Origin of the sequence: Brevibacterium sp. SIMBA_078 (assembly GCF_046534565.1) — a bacterium.
Taxonomy (GTDB): Bacteria; Actinomycetota; Actinomycetes; order Actinomycetales; family Brevibacteriaceae; genus Brevibacterium.
Genome location: NZ_JAWRYQ010000001.1, coordinates 514,879 through 534,821, shown reverse-complemented (window position 1 = coordinate 534,821; position 19,943 = coordinate 514,879). Strand labels below are relative to the sequence as shown.

The following is a 19,943-nucleotide window of genomic DNA, read 5'->3' as shown; positions in this document are numbered from 1 at the left end:
TGACACCGATCACAGGAGATACGACCATGACCGACTTCTTCGACCGCGAGACCGACGGCAAGTACGACAGGGCCTACAAAGAGACCACTCCAGACATCCTCAAGGCCTTCGGTGAGTTCAACAACGCCGTGTTCGCTTCCGAAGGTCGTGAGATCCCGCTGAAGTACCGTGAGCTGATCGCCTACGCCGTCGGTCTGACCACCCAGTGCGCCTACTGCATCGATGCGCATTCGAATGCCGCCGTCAAGGCCGGCGCCACGGAGACCGAACTGGCCGAGACCGCCTGGACCGCCTCGGCTCTCCGCGCCGGTGGAGCATATGCCCACGGTCGTCTGGGCTTCAAGCTCACCGGGGTCCACGAGCACTGAGTCCGCCTCGGGGCGAGTCCCGATTGCCTAGACTGAGAGGCGATCATGAGTGACGAATCCCGCCCCCTTCCGCGCAGAACGCCCCGTTCCCGCCCGCACCGCATCCTTGTGCTGGCATTGGACGGGGTGTCTGCCATGGATCTCGGCGTCCCCGTCCAGGTCTTCGGCCGCGAGTCGAACGCCGCCACAGATCGCACTCACACCGAGGCGGCTTCCGCCGTTCCCGGTGCGCGTCCGACGACCGTCCCCGCAGGGGTCTGGCCCTATGAGGTTGAGGTCTGCGGCATCACCGCAGGAAAGGTGACCGGTTCGGACGGGCTCGACTATTCTGTTGACCAGGGACTTCACGCCCTGGATACCGCGGACACGATCATCCTGCCGGGTGCCACCTCGGCGGTGGCAGAAGAACCGCCGGCCTCGGTCATCGGGGCGCTGCTTTCGGCATTCGAACGCGGCGCGCGGATCGCTGCCATCTCCACCGGCACCTTCGTCCTCGCACGCACGGGACTGCTCGTCGGGCGACGCGCCACCACGCACTGGTCGACGGCGAAGGAGCTCGCCCGACGGTTCACCTCGATCAAGGTCGACGAGAACGTCCTCTTCATCGACGAAGGGCAGCTGCTGACCTCCGCCGGAGCCGCCTCGGCGATCGATCTGTGCCTTCACCTCATCCGCAGCGATCACGGTGTCGGACTGTCCAACCAGGTCGCCCGCCGCCTCGTCGCGGCCGCCTACCGCAGCGCCGGCCAGGCGCAATACGTGCCGCGCAGCGTGCCGGACCCCCTCGGCGACGACTTCGCCGACACCCGCGAATGGGCGCTTCAGCACATCGGCGAGAAGATCACTCTGCACGATCTCGCCGCCAACGCCGGAGTCTCCGTGCGCACCTTCTCCCGCCGCTTCGTCGAAGACACCGGCTACACACCCATGCAGTGGGTGCTCAGAGCTCGGGTCGACCTGGCTCGCGAGCTCTTGGAGAACTCCGACCTGGGCATCGAACAGATCGCTGACCAGGTGGGACTCGGAACGGGTGCAAATCTGCGGATGCATTTTCAGCGCATCCTCTCGACCTCCCCGAACGACTACCGTCACTCCTTCCAAGGCTGAGAAGAGTCCTCTTCTCGACGACTTCTCGCGTCGTCCTGCAGCGGCAATTCCACAGTTGTATCGCCGGCTTTCAGCGACCCGGATCACACGAACACGGGGCTGGCTAGAAACTTTCGACCTTTGGCAATACAACTGGCGAGAATCTAGCGTAGATTGTCTTTCTGGCCACTGTTGCCATGCCTGAAAGTTGCCCATGATGGAGATATCAAGACGAATCCCGTGTTCAACATCTACAAGGAGTGACATTGACTCGCATCGCCATCAATGGTTTCGGTCGCATCGGACGCAGCACCCTGCGAGCCCTGATCGAGCGCGGCAGCGAGCTCGAGGTCGTGGCCATCAACGACCTCGGCGCCGTCGACGATCTCGCTCGGCTGCTGAAGTTCGACACCACCCTCGGACGCTTCAACCACGACGTCGAGGCCGCCGAGGGCTCCCTCATCATCGACGGCAAGACCATCAAGGTCCTCGCCGAGAAGGATCCGGCCAAACTGCCCTGGGGCGAGCTCGACATCGACATCGCGCTCGAATCGACCGGCCGCTTCACCAAGGCCGAAAAGGCTAGCGCCCACATCACCGCCGGCGCGAAGAAGGTCCTCGTCTCCGCTCCCTCGAAGGGTGCCGACGTCACCCTCGCCTTTGGTGTGAACAATGAGGCGTACAAGCCCGAGCACACCGTCATCTCCAACGCCTCCTGCACGACGAATGCCCTGGCTCCCTTGGCCAAGGTCCTCGATGACCTCGCTGGAATCGAGCAGGGCTTCATGACCACTGTCCACGCCTACACCGGTGATCAGATGGTCCAGGACGGCCCGCACAAGGATCCCCGCCGTGCCCGTGCCGCCGCCGAGAACATGATCCCCACCTCGACGGGTGCGGCCAAGGCCATCGGTCTCGTGCTCCCGCAGCTCGACGGCAAGCTGTCGGGTGACGCCATCCGCGTGCCGATCCCGGTCGGCTCGATCGTCGAAATCAACACGACCGTGTCCCGCGAGGTCACCCGCGACGAGGTGCTCGACGCTTACAAGAAAGCCGCCGAGGGTGAGCTCAAGGGCATCCTCGACTATGAGACCGAACCTGTCGTCTCCTCCGATATCGTCGGTCAACCGGCTTCGTCGATCTTCGACTCCGCACTCACCCGCGTCGTCGGCAACCACGTCAAGGTCGTTGCCTGGTATGACAACGAGTGGGGCTTCTCCAATCGTGTCGTCGACAACCTCGAGTTCATCGGCAAGAACTGACGTTCACTGCTGATGTTTCCCGGCGCTCGTCGCCGGCGACATTTTCGGCGCCGAGGTGGTTCCTCGGAGTCAACGGATGCAACTGTGGCCTCGAATCCGCTCAACGCGGATTCGAGGCCACAGCCTTTTATTGCCCAGGCGCCTGACTATCGCTGAGTGTGCTTGAGTCCAGATGACCTCGGTGGAGAACTGTCTTCGGCGAGGAGCTCAGACGTCGTCGGCGCCGGGGGTGCCGCCTTCGTCTTCCCAGCGTTCGATGGCGCGGACCTTCGCACGGCTGAATTTCAGGCGGATGCCGTAGCCGCCTTCCTTGCCGTCGGGAATGAACCGTGCGCCGTACTCCTCGAGGGCGAGGATGAGTCGACGCTCCTGCTCGGCGGTGATGTCCGCGAGCCCCTTTTCGTAGTCCTTGAGTTCGGACTTGTCGATCTCAGCTTTGTCTGCGACGTGCTTGGCTGAGACCTGGCAGAGGATCCGCGTTGCGCGTGCCAGGGGGCCGTCGATGATGATCTCGTCTGTGCTCATGGCTCCACCTTGCCAGAGGTCACCAGGAGTGCCAAGGCAGGGGGACTCTTATGAGGGTGGCGGTTTCCCCTGGTGAGACGGTGCGTGGCACGACGCCGTCCAGAGAAATGCACCTCTCACGATTTCATATGAATGATTCGTTCTATTCTTCTCCGATCAAGGTATGTCAGTGCCCCCGGATAGTGTTTCATCATGCCTCCGACAGCGGAGTCAGGGGCGCCGCATCGCAGGGTGCGATGCACGATGGAAGGTCAGAACAATGGAGATCACGACCAGCAGCATCAGAGAATTGGCGTGGAGCTGTGAAGAGTTCCTCGACGACCGAGGGGAGCCGCGATCAATCAGCTATCCGGGCAGTCTCGCTCTGTGCATTCTCGACGCGCTCTATTCGACGGGTTCGCACTCGACGGCGGTCGACAACGTCAGCGATCGCTATATCGAACGGCACGGTGAATCCGATGGGGCGAAATCACTGCGGTACTCGATCGCAGAGGCCGGCGGGCCCGAGGTGTGGGCGCGGGAGGTGATCTGCAATGTCAAGCCTGCCAATGTGCAGCCGGGCGCCATGCTCAGGGCCGAGGTTGTCGACCGTGCCACACGAGTGATGGCCGATCATGGCATCGACACCGTTGAGCAGCTGCTCGCCGCCGTCGGAGAAGAACCGTGTATCGGGCCGCATGCCAATGTGGTGGCAAAGGCATGGAGAGCGCTCCCCAGTCAGAAATCGGGATTCTCATGGCGCAATCTGCTCATGATCGCAGGCTCCCCTCATTTCGATATCGACTACCGCGTGAAGGGCTATTTCAATCAGATTGTGGGGTGGTACCCCATAGCCACGGACGAGTATGTGCTTGAACTGATCGGCGCTGCCGCTGATTTCCTCGGTGTTGAGGAGCACGAGATCCGACGAATCGTCTGGCAGATCTCGCGCCGTCGGCTTCGGCCGAATCCTCGACGAGAGATGTGCCCTTGGCCGTACGGTCTCGAGCTCGAGGCAGGCGAGGACGTCGACTATGAGTCGTGGGGGTCGTCCTTCGGCTTCGAAGGTTCGGCGATCAGCTCGAGCGACTGGTCTGGTATGGAATACGTCGATTCGCGCGGGAGCGCCGCGCCTTTCTGACTGTTTCAGCTTTCCGTATTGCGCCGATGCTGGGCTGCCAACCGCACCGGTGCGTTCGGAGCGCCGAAGCCGCGATAGCCGGTACGGCGTTCGACCATCTCGAAGAAGACCGAGCCGATCGTCGACGTATAGAAGTGGAGGAACTCGCCCCGGTCGTCACGGTCGTAGAGGATATTGTGCTCTCGCAGCCGATCCAGCAGCTCCGGTGCGAGGTCGAAGCGTGCCGCAAGGTCCTCGTAGTAGTTCTGGGGCACTGCCAAGAACTTCAAACCTCGAGCGACCGCCGTCGTCGCCGCGGTGAAGATGTCATCGCAGGCGATGGCCACATGCTCCGGGTAAGTCGCGGCAGATGAGCCGGCACCTCGGCTCAACGCGTTGGGGCTGTGATCGGGGGAGACGTTGAGCGGCATCCTCACTGCCCCATCGGCGCTGGACATCACTTGGGAGCGCACAAGGCCGGAGGGACTCGGGACGTCTTGGGACGGCAGTGCGGTCAGAGCGAGCAGGGAGGTGTAGAAGAGCACTGCCTCATCGTAATGATGGGCTGGCTGAGCCAAGTTGATGTGGTCGATAGCCGACTGCCGGTCGTCCGGGACGGTGCCGAACTCGTCGGTCCACTGCGGATCCTCACCGTCTCCATCACCGAAGAAGACCTCTGACCCGTCGGGCGCGAAGACCCCACGCAGCACCTTCTCGTCGTGAGCCTGCTCGCGAGGAACCTCGGTCGTCGAGAGCAGGAGGGCGCGTTCCATTGCGGCATCGGCATCTGCGACGGCGAATCCGATGCCGCGCAGGTAAGTCTCGGACGCAGTGGAATCTGCATCCGGAGTGGACACTGCAAACGCAACGGTGGATTTATCAGATGTCTCGATCGGAGCGTTCTCCGGTCCGGTGGGCTCGGTGACGACGATTCGAGCTTGACCGCGTCGCCACAGTTGCACGTGTGGTTTCGTGCGGTGGAAGCCGACGAACCGGAACCCGAGCTGATGGATCTGCCGGGTGAGCGCGCCCAGGTCATCGGTGTTCAGTTCGACGTAGTCGATGCCTCGCGGCTGCGCGACCTGCGGCAGCGGCTGCAGATCGAGCCGCACACGATCGCGTCCCGTGCGAGCGGAGGAAGCATTGCCTTCACGAGCTGCCGACACATTGGCTTCGAGCCACCGCAGGGACCGCAGTCCGTCGACAGCGGTGCGCTGAGTGTCGGCCTGCCGGAACGAGTCGTTGAAGACCTCGAGCGACACCGGTCCGGAATAACCGGTCCCGGCGACGCGGGCGAGGAAGTCGGTGAGGTCCCACGAGCCTTCGCCGGGGAAGACCCGGTGGTGACGGGACCAGCTGAGGACGTCCATCGACAGGGCCGGAGCGTCGGCGAGCTGGAGGAAGAAGATCTTCTCGCCCGGGATCTCGGCGATGCGTGACAGGTCCGTGCCACGGGACAGGATGTGGAAGCTATCGAGGCAGGTGCCGATGCGCGGATGGTCGACGGCCTTGACGAGGTCCCAGGCGCGATCGTATTCGGAGACGAAACGGCCCCAGGCCAGCGCCTCGTAAGCGACATTGATGCCATATCTCTCAGCCAGGTCGCCGAGGCGGCGCAACTGATCGACCATGACCTCATCATCGTCGATGGTCGCAGTGGCGACGTTCGAGCACAGCAGAATCGTGGTCATGCCCATTCGCTTCATCAGCTGGAACTTCGCCTCGGCCCGGGCCAGATTGGCGGCGAACTGCTTCTCATCGACGCCTTCGAAATCGCGGAAGGGCTGATAGAGGTCAAGACTCAGTCCGAGCTCTGCGGCCAGCGAGGCGGTCGCTTCGGGGGAGTTAGGGGAGACGATGAGATCCTGTTCGAAGATCTCGACCCCGTCGAATCCTGCCGTTGCGGCAGCCTGCAGCTTCTCCTCGAGCGTGCCCGACAGGCACACAGTGGCAATCGAGGTTCTCATCGTGACCTTTCCTCGTGGACGACATCGATCTCTTCCAGGCTCAGTCCCTTCGTCTCCTTCGCTGTCAGGGCAACCAGACCGACGACGATGCAGACGCCCGCGGTGAACGCGGCGACCGAGACCCAATTCTCTCCTCCGGCACCGGCGACAGCGGAAGCGAGGACCGGAGCCAGGCCGCCGGAGACCGCAAATCCGACCTGCGTGCCCAGGGCCAGCCCTGTCACTCGTGCCGTCGTCGGGAACATTTCGGCGTAGAAGGAGGGCCAGATGGAATTGGCCAGCGAGTACGCACAGCCGGACATGATGGCGCCGAAGACGAAGATGAGCGGCCAGTTCCCGGCCGAGACCGCACCCAGGTACGGGAACATCATCAGACCCGATCCGACGGCGCCGGTGATGAAGACCGGCTTTCGGCCGAATCGGTCGGAGAGCAGCGCGGCCGTCGGGATCGCGAACAGGGCGACACCGTTGGCGATGACCGAGACGAGCAGCATGGTCGAGCGCTCGAGGCCGACGATCGACGTGGCGAACGACAGCGACCAGACGGTGAAGACCATATTCACGGTGTTGACCATGGCGCACACGGCCACGCGGACGACCGCAGCCTTGTGCCACCGGACGACCTGCATGAGCGGTGGGTTCTCTACCCGCGACTCCTTGAATGCCGGCGGCTCTTCGAGCCCGCGACGGATGAGCCAGGCGGTGAGCACGACCAGCGCCGACAGCAAGAACGGTACGCGCCAGCCCCAGCTGAACAGTGCTTCGTCAGGCAGGAAGGCAGTGAAGGGAATGAACACGGCAGTGGCCAGCAGGGTGCCGGCCTGTGTGCCGTGCAAGGTCCAGCTCGTCGTCCACGACCGCTTCTCTTCGTCCGAATGTTCGAGGGAGACCGAGATCGCGCTCGCCTGCTCACCCGAGGCCGACAGGCCCTGGACGATGCGGCAGAGCACGAGCAGGATCGGAGCCAACATTCCGACCTGGTCGTAGGTCGGCAGGCAGCCGACGATGAAGGTCGACACGCCCATCATGAACAGAGTGAGCATGAGGACGAACTTGCGACCGAAGCGGTCACCGAGCGGTCCCATGATGAGCGCGCCCAGCGGACGCACGACATACGCGACTCCGACCGTGCCCATGGCCAGCAGAATGGCGATTCCCGGTGCGGTGGTCTCGGGGAAGAACAGAGTGTTGAGCACCAGTGCCGCCGCGGTCCCGTAGACCGCGAAATCGTAGTATTCCAGGGCCGAACCCGTCCAACTCGACAGGGCCGCGCGCAGCGGTGTCTTCTTCGTGGGGCGAGCTTCCTCGATCGCGTTGCTCATGCTTCCTCGCATTTCTCACTCTCAGGACTTATCGACGGCCTCGGCGCTGTCGAGCGTTCATCGGACCGACGTTGCATTGCCATAGTGTGGCAGTAATTGTTACATTGTGGTTTACAGTGTGATTGAGATGACATAGCCTGTCAACGTGGAACGCGGGAATTCTGCTTTCCGGACTCACGAACTATCTGCACACACTGCCCCAGCACCACCGAACTGCCACAGCAACGCAAGGAGGCGAAGCATGCCGCCCAAGGGCTCGAACTCGGTGACGAAGACCTTCGAGATGCTCGAACTCCTCGGCGAATCACCCGAGGGGATCAGCGCCGCCCAGGCCGCCGAGACAACCGGCTACCCCTTCTCGACCGCGTACCGCCTCCTCGGCGGGCTCGTCGAATCCGGGTATGCCAGCTTCGATGCACGCACGAAGATCTATACCCTCGGGATGGAGGTCTTCCGCCTCGCTCAGAAGGTCGCGCACAGGCGGGGGCTGTCCGGAGCGACGAAGGATCTGCTGCAGGAACTGACGGCCTCCACCGGCGAATCGAGCATCCTCGCCGTCCGTCGCGGCAATGCCGCACTGACCGTGCTCACCGTCGACGGCCCGCAGTTCCGCACGACCACCGACCCCGGAGACGAATCTCCGCTGCACACCTCGGCGATCGGTCAGGCTCTGCTCGCCCATGATCCACAGGCCGCTGCCACCGTCGACGCGCTCGATCTCGTCGCTCGCACCCCGAACTCGATCACCGATCCGAGACAGATGCGCACACGCCTCGAACAGATCCGCACCGACGGATGGGCGGGACAGTCCGAAGAGAACGACATCGGCATGAACGCCCTGGCAGTGCCCGTCTTCGATCTCGACGGCACCCTGCTGGCCTCGCTCGCGCTCGCCGCTCCGGTCTTCCGCCGCAGCCTCGACGAGCTCATCGAATTCGTCCCCCGACTGAACGAAACCGCGGCCTTGATCGCCGCCCGATTCCCGAGGTGACCATGCCCGCAACCACTGCCGAAGCTGCACCTGGCGCAATGACTCCCCGGCCCGAGATCCTCGTCCTCAACGGCCCCAACCTCAACCTCCTCGGCGAACGCGAGCCCGAGATCTACGGCCGCACCACCCTCTCCGACATCGAAAAGATGTGTGCGGACACCGCCGCCGAGGCGGGACTGAGCGTCCGCTGCATCCAGAGCAACCATGAGGGCGGGCTCATCGACGCCGTGCACGAGGCCCGGCACTCGACGGTCGGCGCGATCATCAACGCCGGAGCGTACACGCACACCTCCCTGGCACTGCACGATGCGCTGAAGTCCTACGACCACCAGATCATCGAAGTGCACCTGAGCAACCCGCACGCGCGCGAAGCCGTGCGCCACCACTCCTATCTCTCACCTGTGGCCGCCGCAGTCATCGCCGGAGCCGGCGCGAAAGGCTACGTCCACGCGGTGGAGATACTCATCGACCACCTCACGAACGCGAAAGCGAGACCATGACCTCTTCCCTCCTCCTCGGACTCATCGGCGTCGGCATCTCCGCCTCCCGCACCCCGCGCATGCACGAGAACGAAGGCGCCGCCCACTCCATCCCCACGATCTACCGCACGATCGACATCGCCGAACCTCGCCTCGCCGAGGTGGGGCTTGAGGAGCTGCTCACCGCAGCGATCCGGCTCGGCTTCGACGGGCTCAACATCACCCACCCGTTCAAGCAGCAGGTCATCGACCTCCTCGACGAGGTCGATCCTGTGGCCGCGCGCATCAATTCGGTCAACACCGTCGTCATCGACGATGCCGGACGGACGACGGGATACAACACCGACGTCACCGGCTTCGCCGCCGGGTTCCGTGCCGGACTGGACGGTGCCGCCACCGAGGCGGTCGTGCAGATCGGTGCCGGCGGAGCCGGCTGTGCCGTCGGGTTCGCCCTGGCCGAACTCGGCGTCGGTGAACTCATCATCGCTGATACCGATATCGACCGGGCCGCCGGTCTGGCGACGGATATCGGGACCGTCACGGGCTCTCGGGTCCGGGCGCGAGCGATCGGGCTCGATGAGCTGGAAGGGGCGGCCGCCTCGGCGCAGGGGATCGTCAACGCGACCCCGGTGGGGATGAAGGCGTATCCGGGTACCCCTGTCGACACCTCGGTGTTCGGGGCGGAGACCTGGGTAGCCGACGTCGTGTACTTCCCGCTCGAGACGCAGCTGCTCGCCGAAGCCAGGGCCAAGGGGTGCCGCACGCTCGATGGATCGGGGATGGCGGTCAATCAGGCCATCGACGCGTTCGAACTCTTCAGCGGCCAGAAGGCCGACCCGCAGCGCATGCGTGAGACCTTCCTGTCCTTCGGTTCCTGATCCGAGACACCTGACCGGAATTCGACGCGGCTCCCGGTCAGGGGCGAATGGTCAGTTCTCGGAGGTGTCACCCGCAGCTTCGGTTTTCTTCTGCTTGCGGTATTCCTTGAAGAAGCTGATGGCGAAGATGCCGACGATCAGGGCCAGAGTCAGCCACAGGGCGTACTTGTCGATGACCTTGAGGATGTCGACCGCGGCCTCTCCGAGCTGATAGCCCAGGAAGGTCCAGATGAGCGTGAAGATGAGGCAGCCGAGAAGGTCGGCGACGAGGAACAGCGACAGCCGCATCCGCGTCCACCCGGCGACGAGGTAGACGAGGGTGCCCGGGATGCCCGGGCAGCGCGAGATCAGCGTCATGAGGAACAGGGCCCAATTCGGGATCTTCTTCAGCTGGTTGATGCGTTTGAGCTGACGTTCGTTCTGCGCGAAGAGCCGCAGCACACCGTCGCCCCACCGGCGACCGGCCAGCCAGAACGCCCAATCGAGTTTGGCCATGCCGACGAAGCCGGCGACGATGACCAGCCACAGCGGGATCTCACCGACCCGGGCATAGGCGGCGGCAGCGACGATCGAGGTCTTCGCGCCGTTGATGAACTCCTGCACGACCGGGGCATTGACGAGCATCCACGGTCGCAGCGGCATGAGGCCGAGGTAGATGAGCGGGACGCCGATGATGATGAACAGCAGCAGCTTGTCGAGACCTTGAGCCTTGCCCTGCCAGGGTTTGATCGTCGCCCAGGGGCTTTCCCCTGCCGTGCTCTCACCTTCTGTGGTCTCCGCAGTATCCGCGTCTTCAGCGGTATCCGTGCGGTCAGGATCCACGTGATCGCCACTCATCGGGCATCGCCCTCTGAGGTGCTGCGGCGCGCGTCTCCCCAGATATCGACGCCGGAATCGACGGCGAATTCGTCGATTGCGCCGAGCTCTTCATCGCTCAACGGTGCCGCGTCGAGAGACGCGACATTGTGCTCGAGCTGTTCGATACGGCTGGCCCCGATGACCAGCGAGGACACTCGCTCATCCCGCAGCGCCCAGGCCAGGGCGAGCTGTGCCAACGACTGACCGCGTGCGGCGGCGATGTCATTCAGCGACCGAATCCGGGCGAGGTTGTCGGCGCTGAGGAACCCGTCCTTGAACGATGGCTTCGCCTTGCCCGCGCGCGAATCTTCGGGCACTCCGCCGAGATACTTGTCCGTGAGCAGGCCCTGCGCAAGCGGGGAGAAGCAGATGACGCCGAGCCCTTCGTCAGCGGTTGTGTCGAGGAGTCCATCGTCTTCGATCCACCGGTTGAACATCGAGTACGACGGCTGGTGGATGAGCAGGGGAGTACCGAGATCGCGGGCGATCTGGCAAGCCCGGGCCGTATCGGAGGCGGAGTATGAGGAAATCCCGGCGTAGAGCGCGCGTCCGGAGCGCACGGCGGTGTCGAGCGCACCGATGGTCTCTTCGAGCGGCGTCGAAGCATCGGGACGATGGGAGTAGAAGATGTCGACATAGTCGAGGCCGAGTCGGCGCAGGGACGCATCGAGGCTGGCCAGAAGGTATTTGCGGCTGCCGCCGGGGCCCCCATAAGGGCCGGGGTGCATGTTCCAGCCGGCCTTCGTCGAGATGATGAGCTCATCGCGGTAGGGGTGGAGGTCTTCGCGCAGCAGCCGGCCGAAGTTCGTCTCCGCCGACCCCGGAGGAGGGCCGTAGTTGTTCGCCAGGTCGAAATGCGTGATGCCCATGTCGAAGGCGCGCCGGACGATGTCGCGTTGGTTCTGGAAGGCGACATCGTCGCCGAAGTTGTGCCACAGCCCGAGTGACAGGGCGGGAAGGACGAGTCCGGACCGGCCGACCGGGCGGAAGGTCATCGAGTCATAGCGGTTCTCGGCGGCTTGGTACACGCTGTCTCCTGGGCTGAGCGGATGAGTTCGTATCCCAGCTTACGGGCGTCCTGCCAGCGTGCACACGCAGGCGCGATTGCCATCGGCGTCGGCGAGGACGGTGAATGACGGCGCCTGGGACTCGTCGACGATCGTGCCTCCGGCGTCGACCGCAGCTCTGATCCGCTCCGGCGCGACCGCCGCAGGTACAGAGACGTCGACGTGCAGACGCTGGTGCGGAACCTCGTGTTCCTCGCAATCCTGGAACCACAGCAGCGGCATCTGTCCGGCAGGATCGACGACGTCAGGTCCGGAGACGTTGCTCGCATCCCCGGTCAGGAGCGCCGCCCAGAACGGGGCGATGGCGTCCTGGTTCGCGGTGTCGAGGCCGAGTTCGAGAAGTGCCGGGATGGTCGGGTCCGCCTTCACCCCCGCCGAGGCGGCCGCCTCGCTGATCTGCCCGGCGAGGTTGAGGTCGCGTTCGGTCACGGCACCGGTGTCGTGGCTGGTCAATCGGATGTCGACGTGGGGGAAAGTGAGCGTGACATCGGGATGGTGGCCGGCCGCCTCGGCGAGGGACCCGACCTCAGCCACGAGATCAAGCCCGGTGGCGAAGTCGCCGGTGAGGAACCGGGCGCCGATGCAGTCCGGCAGCCCCTGCCAGTCGCCGAGCCCTTGGGAGTCGAGTGCGTCGAGCAGCTTCTGTCCGGTATATGCAGTCATGACTTCATGCTAGGGACTTCTCAGTGCCGCGTGAACCCCTCGTTCCCGGTTCCCGCGGGCAGGGGCGTAATGTTGCCCCAGTGATTGGCTCAACCGCATACCTCGTAACGCTTCTCTTCGCGTCGATCGCGCTTCTCATCCTCCTCATCAACTGGAAGACGAAGCTGCATCCGTTCCTCGCTCTCCTCATCACCTCCGCTGTGACGGCCCTGGCCGCCGGTGAGGAGATCGCCAAGATTCCAGAGACGATCGTCGCCGGAGCCGGCGACCCCCTCGGCGAGACCGGTGTCGTCGTCGCCCTCGGAGCGATGCTTGGACGGCTTCTGGCCGACAGCGGTGCCATCCAGCGGATCGCGAACCTCGTCATCGAGCACTCCTCGCCGAAGGCCGCTCCGTGGATCATGACGGGTGTTGCCTTCATCATCGGCATCCCGATGTTCTTCGAGGTCGGCCTCGTCGTCCTCATCCCGGTCATCTACGCGGTTGCCTCGCAGCTGGAGAAGAAGACCGGGCAGAAGAAGCTGTGGTACCTGCGCATCCTCGTCCCCGCGATCGCCGCGCTCGCCTGCCTCCACGGCATGGTTCCACCCCATCCGGGTCCGCTCATCGCCGTGTCCGGACTCAACGCGAACGTCGGAATGACCATCGGCCTCGGGCTCGTCTGTGCGGTTCCCACCGTCATCCTCGCCGGCCCGGTCTACGCCCGCTGGATCGCCCCACGGGTCAAGCTCGAACCGACCGCTGACCTCATCGACCAGTACACCGGAGCCGGCGCCGAGGTGGACCAGAAGGAACTGCGAACGATTCCGGTCTGGCTCGCCTTCGTCACCGTCCTCGTCCCCGTCGTGCTCATGCTCGTGCACACCGTGGTTCAACTCGTGGCGCCTGAGTCCTCGTTCGAACCCATCGCCGAGGTGATCGGCAATCCGGTCATCGCGATGCTGGCGGGAGTCATCTTCGCAGCCATCGCGCTCGGTTGGACTTCGGGAATGGGCGGCGAGCGGATCCGCAGCTCCTTCGGCGACAGCCTGAAGTCGATCGCCGGAGTCATCCTCATCATCGGCGGCGGTGGTGCCTTCAACGAGGTGCTCAAGGACTCGGGCATCGGCGACGCCGTCGTCGGCGCGACCTCTCATCTGGAGATGAACCTCATCCTGCTCGGCTGGTTCATCGGCATCCTGCTCTCGTTCGCCACCGGATCGGCGACCGTGGGAATCACCTCGGCCACCGGCATCGTCGCCCCTCTCATCGGCGATCACTCCGGGGCATATGTGTCTCTGGTCGTCATTGCGATCGGCTCGGGATCGATCGGCCTGAACTGGGTCAACCATGCAGGATTCTGGTTCGTCAAGGAGAGTTTCGGCATGACGATCGGTCAGGCGACGAAGACGCACATGATGGTCCAGACTCTCGTCAGCGTCTTCGGGCTGATCTTCGCCTTCCTGCTCTCGCTGTTCTTCGTCTGACGGGCTTCCGCTCGCTCGTTTTCCGCCTGCCCGGGTTCCGCCCGCTCGTTTTCCGTCCTCTCGGCCTCCGCCTGCCTGTGCTGCGCCGATCAAGCGGTGGCGCAGAATTGTCATGGTCTACGACGCCATATTCGCGGCCCCGCTTGATCGAGGGGAGGGAGCGCTTGAAAGTGAGAGAGCGCTTGATCGAAGGCGCGAGCGCGACGCTGACCGAAGGTATGCGCGACACAAAATAGACCAGTGGTCTTGATTTAGCGGTGTGTCCTGTGCCTCAATGGTGGTGTGACGAAATTCCATGCCATCCGCGACCAGCTCCTCGACCGCCTCGAGGACATGGCCGCCGGTGAGCAGTTCCCTCCGGAACGACAGCTCGCCGAGACGCTCGGCATCTCGCGGATGACCCTGCGCCGCGCCATCGACGAACTCGTCGCCAAGGGTATGGTCCGCAGGCGCCACGGCACGGGCGTCTTCGCGCTCGGGCCGAAACTCGACCAACCGCTGGCCGCGAGCTCGTTCACCGAGGATATGCTCGCCCGCGGAATGCGTCCCGGGTCCCATATCCTCAGCTTCGACGTCGCCGAGGCGGGCGCGCACATCGCTCGTCGACTCCACATCTCCGAAGGCGATGACGTCATCGCGATCCTGCGCCTGCGCCTGGCCGATGACGAACCGATCGCACTCGAAGAACTCCACGTCCCCTCGGCTCTCGTCCCGGGGCTGAGCCCAGGCGACCTCGAGGACCAGTCCTTCTACGATCTGCTGCGCCGGAACTTCGGCATCCGCCTCAACCACAGCGTGCAGACGATCGAACCGACCCTCCTCGACGCCCGCGAGGCTCAACACCTCGGCGTCGAAGAACTCTCACCCGCCCTGCTGTTCGAGCGCATCTCCCGCGGTGCCGATGACCGCCCCTTCGAGTTCGTTCGCTCCGTCTACCGAGGCGACCGCTACAAAGTCCGCACCGAACTCACCGTCCCCGCCCCCGCAGCAGCCGGAGCCGTCCCCTCCGCTACCGCCGCCACAGTCCCCGACCACACTGGAGGAGCGCAGCCATGATCATCGCCGGACTCATGACCGGAACCTCCGCCGACGGCCTCGATCTCGTCGTCGCCGAATTCCGGCCCGACCCCGTCAGCGATACGGAACCCACACCCAGCTTCGACCTCGTCGGCGCGGACCCCACCACCCTGACCGTGCGGATCCTCGCCGAACGCGAAACCCCATTCGACGACCAGCTCTCCGCCGACATCCTTCGCCTTCTCGAACCAGCAGATCTGCCGTTATCGCTGGTCAGCAGTGTCGACGCCCGGCTCGGCCGGTTCTGCGCCGACGCCCTGTCCGAACTCTGCACCGACCACGACCTGACCCCTGACCTCGTCGTCAGCCACGGCCAGACCGTCCGCCACGACATCACCGACGGGCAAGTCACCTCGACCCTCCAGCTGGGACAGCCGGCGTTCATCGCAGAACGACTCGGTGTGCCAGTCCTCTCCGACGTCCGCTCCCGTGACGTCGCCGCCGGGGGACAGGGTGCCCCGCTCGTCGGGCTGCTCGACTCCCTCCTGCTCTCCGACGCCGAGGCTCCGACCGCAGTGCTCAACCTCGGCGGAATTGCGAACATCACCGTCATCACTCCCGGCCAGGACCCGATCGCCTTCGACACGGGCCCGGCCAACGCCCTCATCGACATCCTCGCCCGCCGCATCACCGACGGCCGGCAGAACTATGACCGCGACGGTGCGCTCGCTGCCGCCGGCACCGTCGACGCGGCCCTGCTCACCGAGCTCCTCACCGAGCCCTTCTATGCGTGCCCCGCCCCGAAATCGACAGGCAAGGAACTCTTCCACGCCGCCTACCTCGACTCATACCTCGAATCCCACCCCCACCTCGGCGAGCATGATCAGATCGCCACAGTCACGACGTTGACCGCGCGCACCATCGCCGAGGCGGTCCGCGAGCACGATGTCACCACCGTCATCGCCTCGGGAGGTGGGACGAGGAACCCGGAGCTGATGGGCCGCCTCGGCGAGGAATTGGGTGAGGGCATCGCTCTCACGAGCACCGATGAGGCCTTCGGGCTGCCCGAAGGCAGCAAGGAAGCGCTGCTCATGGCGCTTCTCGGGTGGCTGAGCTGGCACGGACTCGAGGGCACGCAGCCGAGTCTGACCGGGGCGATCGGACAGCGCATCGCGGGCCGGTTCACTCCCGGTGACGGGCCGCTGCGTCTGCCCGAACCCCTCCACCGACGACCCACCCGACTGAAACTGACCGACTGAACCGCGGCCGGACCCGGCACCACCCGCTCGGCCGCACAGACGCACGCACCTCCTGACCACCGATCAACCGACACACTCCACACCCCCAACAAGGAGAGACCAATGCAGATCATCGACCTCCTGGTGATCATCGCCTATCTCGTCGCAACGGCGTGGCTGGGACTGGCACTGAGCGGCAAACAGAGCAGCCTCAAGGGCTACTTCCTCGGCGGGCGCGACCTGCCGTGGTGGGCCGTCTGCCTGTCCGTCGTCGCCACCGAGACGAGCGCGCTCACCGTCATCGGCATCCCCGTCATGAGCTACCTCGGCGACCTCAACTACCTGCAGCTCGGACTCGGCTACATCCTCGGCCGCGTCATCGTCGCCTACTTCATGCTGCCGCGCTACTACGACGGTGAGATGATCACCGCGTACGCCTACCTGGGCAAACGTTTCGGCCAGTCGACGCAGACCACGGCCGGCGTGACCTTTCTCTTCACCCGACTGCTCGCCGACGGCATCCGCGTGCTCGCCGCGGCCATCCCGCTCAAGGTCATCCTCGACGGGCTCGGCATCCACACGAACTACTTCGTCATCATCGTCGTCCTCTCGCTTGTGACGATCGTGTACACGTTCATCGGCGGCATCAAGGCCGTCATCTGGGTCGATGTCGCGCAGATGATCCTCTACGTCCTCGGCGGGATCCTCGCGATCATCATCATCTCCGCATCGATCGGCGGCGGATGGCTCGCCGAGGCGGTCGAGGCCGGAAAGACGAACATCTTCGTCTTCGAAGGCAACCCGATCTCCGCGGACACCTCATTCATCCCGTCGGTTCTCGGCGGCGCCGTGTTCGCGATGGCCTCCCACGGTTCCGATCAGCTCATCGTTCAGCGCCTGCTGTCGTGCCGGTCGAAGCTCGAGGCGCAGAAGGCTCTCATCACCTCCGGATTCGTCGTGGTCGTCCAGTTCGCGATCTTCCTCGCCGTCGGTCTGGCTCTCTGGGCGTACTACGATCACGCGCTGCCCGCGGATCTCGGCCTGACCCGCGACGACGAGATCTTCCCGCTGTTCATCATCGAGGGCCTGCCCACGGGAATCTCCGGACTGCTGCTGGCCGGCATCCTCGCAGCCGCGATGTCGACGCTGTCGTCGTCGCTGTCGGCCCTGTCGTCCTCGACGGTCAACGACGTCTACGCGAAGCTCAAGCGCACCCCGATGACCGACGAACAGGGATTCAAGGTCGGCCGCTGGGCGACGATCGGCTGGGGCATCGCGTTCATCCTGCCCGCCACGATCTTCGAATCCGACTCCGGCAACATCGTCATCCTGGCTCTCGGCATCGCCGGCATCACGTACGGCGGTCTGCTCGGCGCGTTCGTCTTCGGCATCGTCAACAAACGAGCCCGTGCCGTCGACGCGAACATCGCCTTCGCCCTGGCCGTGGCCGTCAACGCGTTCTTCTTCGTCATGGAGAAGTACGTCACCGGCGAGGTGTGGGTGGCGTGGCAGTGGTACCCCCTGCTCGGCGTCATCGTCACCTTCATCGTCGGCGGTCTGCTCGGTCTGCGCCACAAGACCACAGTCGAAGAGCCCACCATCGCCGAGGCGGAAGGAAGCCCCCGTCCATGACCTCCTCCCAGCGGCCGCTGTCCCCGACCGAGCAGCGCAATCCGGCCAGCTCCGGACTCGACGAACTCGACACCCTCGGAGTCTTGCGGGTCCTCAACGCCGAAGACCACGGTGTCATCGATGCGGTCGCCGCGGCCCTGCCGCAGCTGGCCGAACTCGTCGACATCGCCGCAGACCGCATGCGCCGAGGCGGCCGTGTCCACTACTTCGGAGCAGGCACCTCGGGGCGGTTGGGCGTCCTCGATGCGAGCGAGCTCCTGCCGACGTTCAACCTCGAACCGGGCCGGGTCATCGGGCATATCGCCGGTGGTCAGGCGGCATTGGTCAATGCGGTGGAGAACGCCGAGGACTCCGGGGCCGACGGAACCGCGGCCGGTGCCGAGCTCGGACCCGACGATGTGGCCATCGGCATCGCCGCGAGCGGGTCGACCCCGTACGTCGGCGGGGCGCTCGTCGCGGCGCGGGCCAACGGCGCCCACGCTGTGCTCATCTCGAACAACCCGTACGCCTCTCTGGCCGACAAAGCCGATGACCACATCGTGCTCGACACCGGCCCCGAAGTGATCACCGGATCGACCAGGCTCAAGGCCGGCACCGCCCAGAAGCTCACCCTCAACGGGTTCTCGACCGCGCTCATGGTCGCTCTCGGGCGCACCTGGGACAACCTCATGGTCTCGGTCGTCGCGACCAACGCGAAGCTGCGCGAACGCACTGTGCGCATCCTCCGCGAGGCCGCTGACCTGGGCGATGCCGACGCGCGAGCTCTGCTCGAGCGCTGCGATGGCGATCTCAAGACCGCCATCGTCGTCTCTTTCACCGAGGCGGCCCCCGCCCTGGCCGCGTCGACCCTGGAGTCCCATGACGGATCGGTCAGGTCCGCGATCGCCGAGCTTGTGGGGACGAAGACGCCGGATGGCTCGGACGACGGAACGGACTCGGAAGGTTCCGGCCCGGGTACCGTGGGCGCATGAGCCTGATCCTCGGCATCGACATCGGCGGCACCGGCAGCCGTGCCGCGCTCGGCGAGGTCGATGACGCAGGGTCCGTCCCAGGCATCGTCGACCAGATCGCCGGACCGCGAATCGAGATCGGGCCGAGCGGCAGCAACGTCATGTCCGTCGTTCGCGATCTCGTGAAATCTGCCGCAGAGACGTGGCCCGATCTCTTCTCCGAGGTCAGCGGCATCGGCATCGGTGCGACCGGGATCGCCTCTCTCGCCGAGGATCCTGCCGAAGTCCTCGCCGAGATCTCGGCCGAGTACGGCGTGCCGGCGGTCGCCGCCATCGATGCGGTGACCGCCCACCTCGGTGGAACCGGTGGGGCGATCAGTGTGCTCGGCACCGGAGCGATCGCCATCGCCCACCCGGGTCCGGGTGAGGCAGGCCACTGGTCAGCCGAATGGTCACGAGCCGATGGCTGGGGACACCTCTTCGGCGATCGCGGGGGAGGAGCGTGGCTGGGACGGCATGGTCTCGAACTCGCTCTGCGCACTCATGACGGCATCGACGAACAAGGTCGTGCGCTGCTCGAGGCGGCCACCAGACGATTCGGCCCACCCGCCTCGTGGCCGGGTCAGTTCTATACCCGCAATGACCGGGCCGGGCTCCTCGCCGAATTCGCTGTCGACATCGCCGAGACTGCCCGCTCCGGCGACACAGCATCGGCCGACCTGCTCCGCAGCGCGGGTGAGGAAGCTGCCCGCAGCGCGCTTGCCGCGACGCGCGCAGCCTGCCGAGCCGACGCTTCGTCAAGATCGACCCTTGCCGACGGCGCACCGCAATCTGCCGCCGCACGTGCGGATAGCCGGACCGCGGATAGGCCCGTATACATCGCGCTCACCGGGGGAGTCGCGGCCGCGGGGAGCCACCTCGTCGAGGGGTTCCGCACCGAAGCCGCACGGCTTGATCCGACCATCACCATCGTCGAGCCCGCAGGCGGGCCGTTGGATGGGGCGCTCACGCTGGGCCACCTCGGCGCCGGTGGGAAACTCGGCGCGCAGGACCGGGTCATCTGGACCTGACTGGT

Annotated in this window: 19 protein-coding genes; 13 read left to right on the top strand and 6 right to left on the bottom strand. The window is 65.0% G+C overall.

The window, feature by feature from the left end:
- The first annotated feature begins 26 nt into the window (after window positions 1-26).
- The 3 genes from SB749_RS02435 (at window position 27) to gap (ending at window position 2,716) form a co-directional block, all read left to right on the top strand.
- Window positions 27-368 (top strand): carboxymuconolactone decarboxylase family protein, encoded by a 342-nt coding sequence (locus SB749_RS02435; RefSeq protein WP_025777624.1) that lies wholly within the window; start codon window positions 27-29, stop codon window positions 366-368.
- Between the two features lie 45 nt (window positions 369-413).
- Window positions 414-1,475: a GlxA family transcriptional regulator gene (locus SB749_RS02430; protein WP_410708847.1), complete on the top strand. Its 1,062-nt coding sequence runs from the start codon at window positions 414-416 to the stop codon at window positions 1,473-1,475.
- 245 nt (window positions 1,476-1,720) lie between these two features.
- The gene (gene gap / locus SB749_RS02425) at window positions 1,721-2,716 is read left to right on the top strand and encodes a type I glyceraldehyde-3-phosphate dehydrogenase (RefSeq protein WP_410708846.1); all 996 of its coding nucleotides are present in this window, start codon (window positions 1,721-1,723) and stop codon (window positions 2,714-2,716) included.
- Window positions 2,717-2,923: 207 nt separating this feature from the next.
- On the opposite strand, the gene SB749_RS02420 is transcribed toward gap, so the two are convergent.
- A complete protein-coding gene (locus SB749_RS02420) occupies window positions 2,924-3,241 on the bottom strand; it encodes an XRE family transcriptional regulator (RefSeq protein WP_410708845.1) in 318 nt (105 codons plus the stop codon).
- 259 nt (window positions 3,242-3,500) lie between these two features.
- On the opposite strand from SB749_RS02420, the gene SB749_RS02415 reads away from it, so the two are divergent.
- Window positions 3,501-4,361, top strand: coding sequence for a hypothetical protein (locus tag SB749_RS02415; protein WP_410708844.1), 861 nt, complete (start codon window positions 3,501-3,503; stop codon window positions 4,359-4,361).
- A 5-nt stretch (window positions 4,362-4,366) separates the two neighbouring features.
- Here SB749_RS02415 and SB749_RS02410 read toward each other — a convergent pair whose 3' ends face one another.
- Both SB749_RS02410 and SB749_RS02405 read right to left on the bottom strand, forming a co-directional pair.
- Window positions 4,367-6,307: a bifunctional sugar phosphate isomerase/epimerase/4-hydroxyphenylpyruvate dioxygenase family protein gene (locus SB749_RS02410; protein WP_410708843.1), complete on the bottom strand. Its 1,941-nt coding sequence runs from the start codon at window positions 6,305-6,307 to the stop codon at window positions 4,367-4,369.
- The gene (locus tag SB749_RS02405) at window positions 6,304-7,629 is read right to left on the bottom strand and encodes an MFS transporter (RefSeq protein WP_410708842.1); all 1,326 of its coding nucleotides are present in this window, start codon (window positions 7,627-7,629) and stop codon (window positions 6,304-6,306) included. The genes SB749_RS02410 and SB749_RS02405 overlap by 4 nt, the downstream gene beginning before the upstream one ends.
- 241 nt (window positions 7,630-7,870) lie before the next feature.
- On the opposite strand from SB749_RS02405, the gene SB749_RS02400 reads away from it, so the two are divergent.
- From SB749_RS02400 to SB749_RS02390, 3 genes are read left to right on the top strand one after another with little or no spacing between them, the layout of a single operon-like run.
- Complete coding sequence (locus SB749_RS02400; RefSeq protein ID WP_410708841.1) at window positions 7,871-8,620, top strand: IclR family transcriptional regulator; 750 nt, start codon at window positions 7,871-7,873, stop codon at window positions 8,618-8,620.
- Between the two features lie 2 nt (window positions 8,621-8,622).
- Window positions 8,623-9,120, top strand: coding sequence for a type II 3-dehydroquinate dehydratase (gene aroQ, locus SB749_RS02395; RefSeq protein ID WP_410708840.1), 498 nt, complete (start codon window positions 8,623-8,625; stop codon window positions 9,118-9,120).
- Window positions 9,117-9,977: a shikimate dehydrogenase gene (locus tag SB749_RS02390; protein ID WP_410708839.1), complete on the top strand. Its 861-nt coding sequence runs from the start codon at window positions 9,117-9,119 to the stop codon at window positions 9,975-9,977. Before aroQ ends, SB749_RS02390 begins: the two co-directional genes overlap by 4 nt.
- Window positions 9,978-10,028: 51 nt before the next feature.
- On the opposite strand, the gene SB749_RS02385 is transcribed toward SB749_RS02390, so the two are convergent.
- From SB749_RS02385 to SB749_RS02375, 3 genes are read right to left on the bottom strand one after another with little or no spacing between them, the layout of a single operon-like run.
- A complete protein-coding gene (locus tag SB749_RS02385) occupies window positions 10,029-10,799 on the bottom strand; it encodes a DedA family protein (protein ID WP_410708838.1) in 771 nt (256 codons plus the stop codon).
- An 11-nt stretch (window positions 10,800-10,810) separates the two neighbouring features.
- Window positions 10,811-11,863, bottom strand: coding sequence for an L-glyceraldehyde 3-phosphate reductase (gene mgrA, locus SB749_RS02380; protein ID WP_410708837.1), 1,053 nt, complete (start codon window positions 11,861-11,863; stop codon window positions 10,811-10,813).
- Between the two features lie 39 nt (window positions 11,864-11,902).
- Window positions 11,903-12,565 (bottom strand): 4a-hydroxytetrahydrobiopterin dehydratase, encoded by a 663-nt coding sequence (locus SB749_RS02375; RefSeq protein WP_410708835.1) that lies wholly within the window; start codon window positions 12,563-12,565, stop codon window positions 11,903-11,905.
- Between the two features lie 80 nt (window positions 12,566-12,645).
- Here SB749_RS02375 and SB749_RS02370 point away from each other — a divergent pair, with 80 nt between their 5' ends.
- The 6 genes from SB749_RS02370 (at window position 12,646) to SB749_RS02345 (ending at window position 19,938) form a co-directional block, all read left to right on the top strand.
- Entirely contained in the window at window positions 12,646-14,031 is a 1,386-nt protein-coding gene (locus tag SB749_RS02370; protein ID WP_410708834.1) for a GntP family permease, read from the top strand.
- Between the two features lie 282 nt (window positions 14,032-14,313).
- The gene (locus SB749_RS02365) at window positions 14,314-15,087 is read left to right on the top strand and encodes a GntR family transcriptional regulator (protein WP_410708833.1); all 774 of its coding nucleotides are present in this window, start codon (window positions 14,314-14,316) and stop codon (window positions 15,085-15,087) included.
- Window positions 15,084-16,307, top strand: coding sequence for an anhydro-N-acetylmuramic acid kinase (locus SB749_RS02360; RefSeq protein ID WP_410708832.1), 1,224 nt, complete (start codon window positions 15,084-15,086; stop codon window positions 16,305-16,307). The genes SB749_RS02365 and SB749_RS02360 overlap by 4 nt, the downstream gene beginning before the upstream one ends.
- Before the next feature lie 102 nt (window positions 16,308-16,409).
- Window positions 16,410-17,918 carry a sodium:solute symporter gene (locus tag SB749_RS02355; RefSeq protein ID WP_410708831.1) on the top strand — a complete coding sequence of 503 codons (1,509 nt, stop codon included), beginning with the start codon at window positions 16,410-16,412 and terminating at the stop codon, window positions 17,916-17,918.
- Window positions 17,915-18,889, top strand: a complete 975-nt coding sequence (gene murQ, locus SB749_RS02350) for an N-acetylmuramic acid 6-phosphate etherase (RefSeq protein WP_410708830.1) — start codon at window positions 17,915-17,917, stop codon at window positions 18,887-18,889. Before SB749_RS02355 ends, murQ begins: the two co-directional genes overlap by 4 nt.
- Window positions 18,886-19,938: an N-acetylglucosamine kinase gene (locus SB749_RS02345; protein WP_410708829.1), complete on the top strand. Its 1,053-nt coding sequence runs from the start codon at window positions 18,886-18,888 to the stop codon at window positions 19,936-19,938. The genes murQ and SB749_RS02345 overlap by 4 nt, the downstream gene beginning before the upstream one ends.
- Window positions 19,939-19,943: the final 5 nt, after the last annotated feature.

Bases quoted from the DNA above. Each gene is read 5' to 3' on its own strand.
- SB749_RS02430 (WP_410708847.1), top strand. From the start codon at position 414: ATGAGTGACGAATCCCGCCCCCTTCCGCGCAGAACGCCCCGTTCCCGC.
- SB749_RS02420 (WP_410708845.1), bottom strand. From the start codon at position 3,241: ATGAGCACAGACGAGATCATCATCGACGGCCCCCTGGCACGCGCAACG.
- SB749_RS02355 (WP_410708831.1), top strand. From the start codon at position 16,410: ATGCAGATCATCGACCTCCTGGTGATCATCGCCTATCTCGTCGCAACG.
- SB749_RS02375 (WP_410708835.1), bottom strand. From the start codon at position 12,565: ATGACTGCATATACCGGACAGAAGCTGCTCGACGCACTCGACTCCCAA.
- SB749_RS02405 (WP_410708842.1), bottom strand. From the start codon at position 7,629: ATGAGCAACGCGATCGAGGAAGCTCGCCCCACGAAGAAGACACCGCTG.
- SB749_RS02390 (WP_410708839.1), top strand. From the start codon at position 9,117: ATGACCTCTTCCCTCCTCCTCGGACTCATCGGCGTCGGCATCTCCGCC.
- aroQ (WP_410708840.1), top strand. From the start codon at position 8,623: ATGCCCGCAACCACTGCCGAAGCTGCACCTGGCGCAATGACTCCCCGG.
- SB749_RS02345 (WP_410708829.1), top strand. From the start codon at position 18,886: ATGAGCCTGATCCTCGGCATCGACATCGGCGGCACCGGCAGCCGTGCC.
- SB749_RS02415 (WP_410708844.1), top strand. From the start codon at position 3,501: ATGGAGATCACGACCAGCAGCATCAGAGAATTGGCGTGGAGCTGTGAA.
- SB749_RS02360 (WP_410708832.1), top strand. From the start codon at position 15,084: ATGATCATCGCCGGACTCATGACCGGAACCTCCGCCGACGGCCTCGAT.
- SB749_RS02400 (WP_410708841.1), top strand. From the start codon at position 7,871: ATGCCGCCCAAGGGCTCGAACTCGGTGACGAAGACCTTCGAGATGCTC.
- SB749_RS02410 (WP_410708843.1), bottom strand. From the start codon at position 6,307: ATGAGAACCTCGATTGCCACTGTGTGCCTGTCGGGCACGCTCGAGGAG.
- SB749_RS02435 (WP_025777624.1), top strand. From the start codon at position 27: ATGACCGACTTCTTCGACCGCGAGACCGACGGCAAGTACGACAGGGCC.
- murQ (WP_410708830.1), top strand. From the start codon at position 17,915: ATGACCTCCTCCCAGCGGCCGCTGTCCCCGACCGAGCAGCGCAATCCG.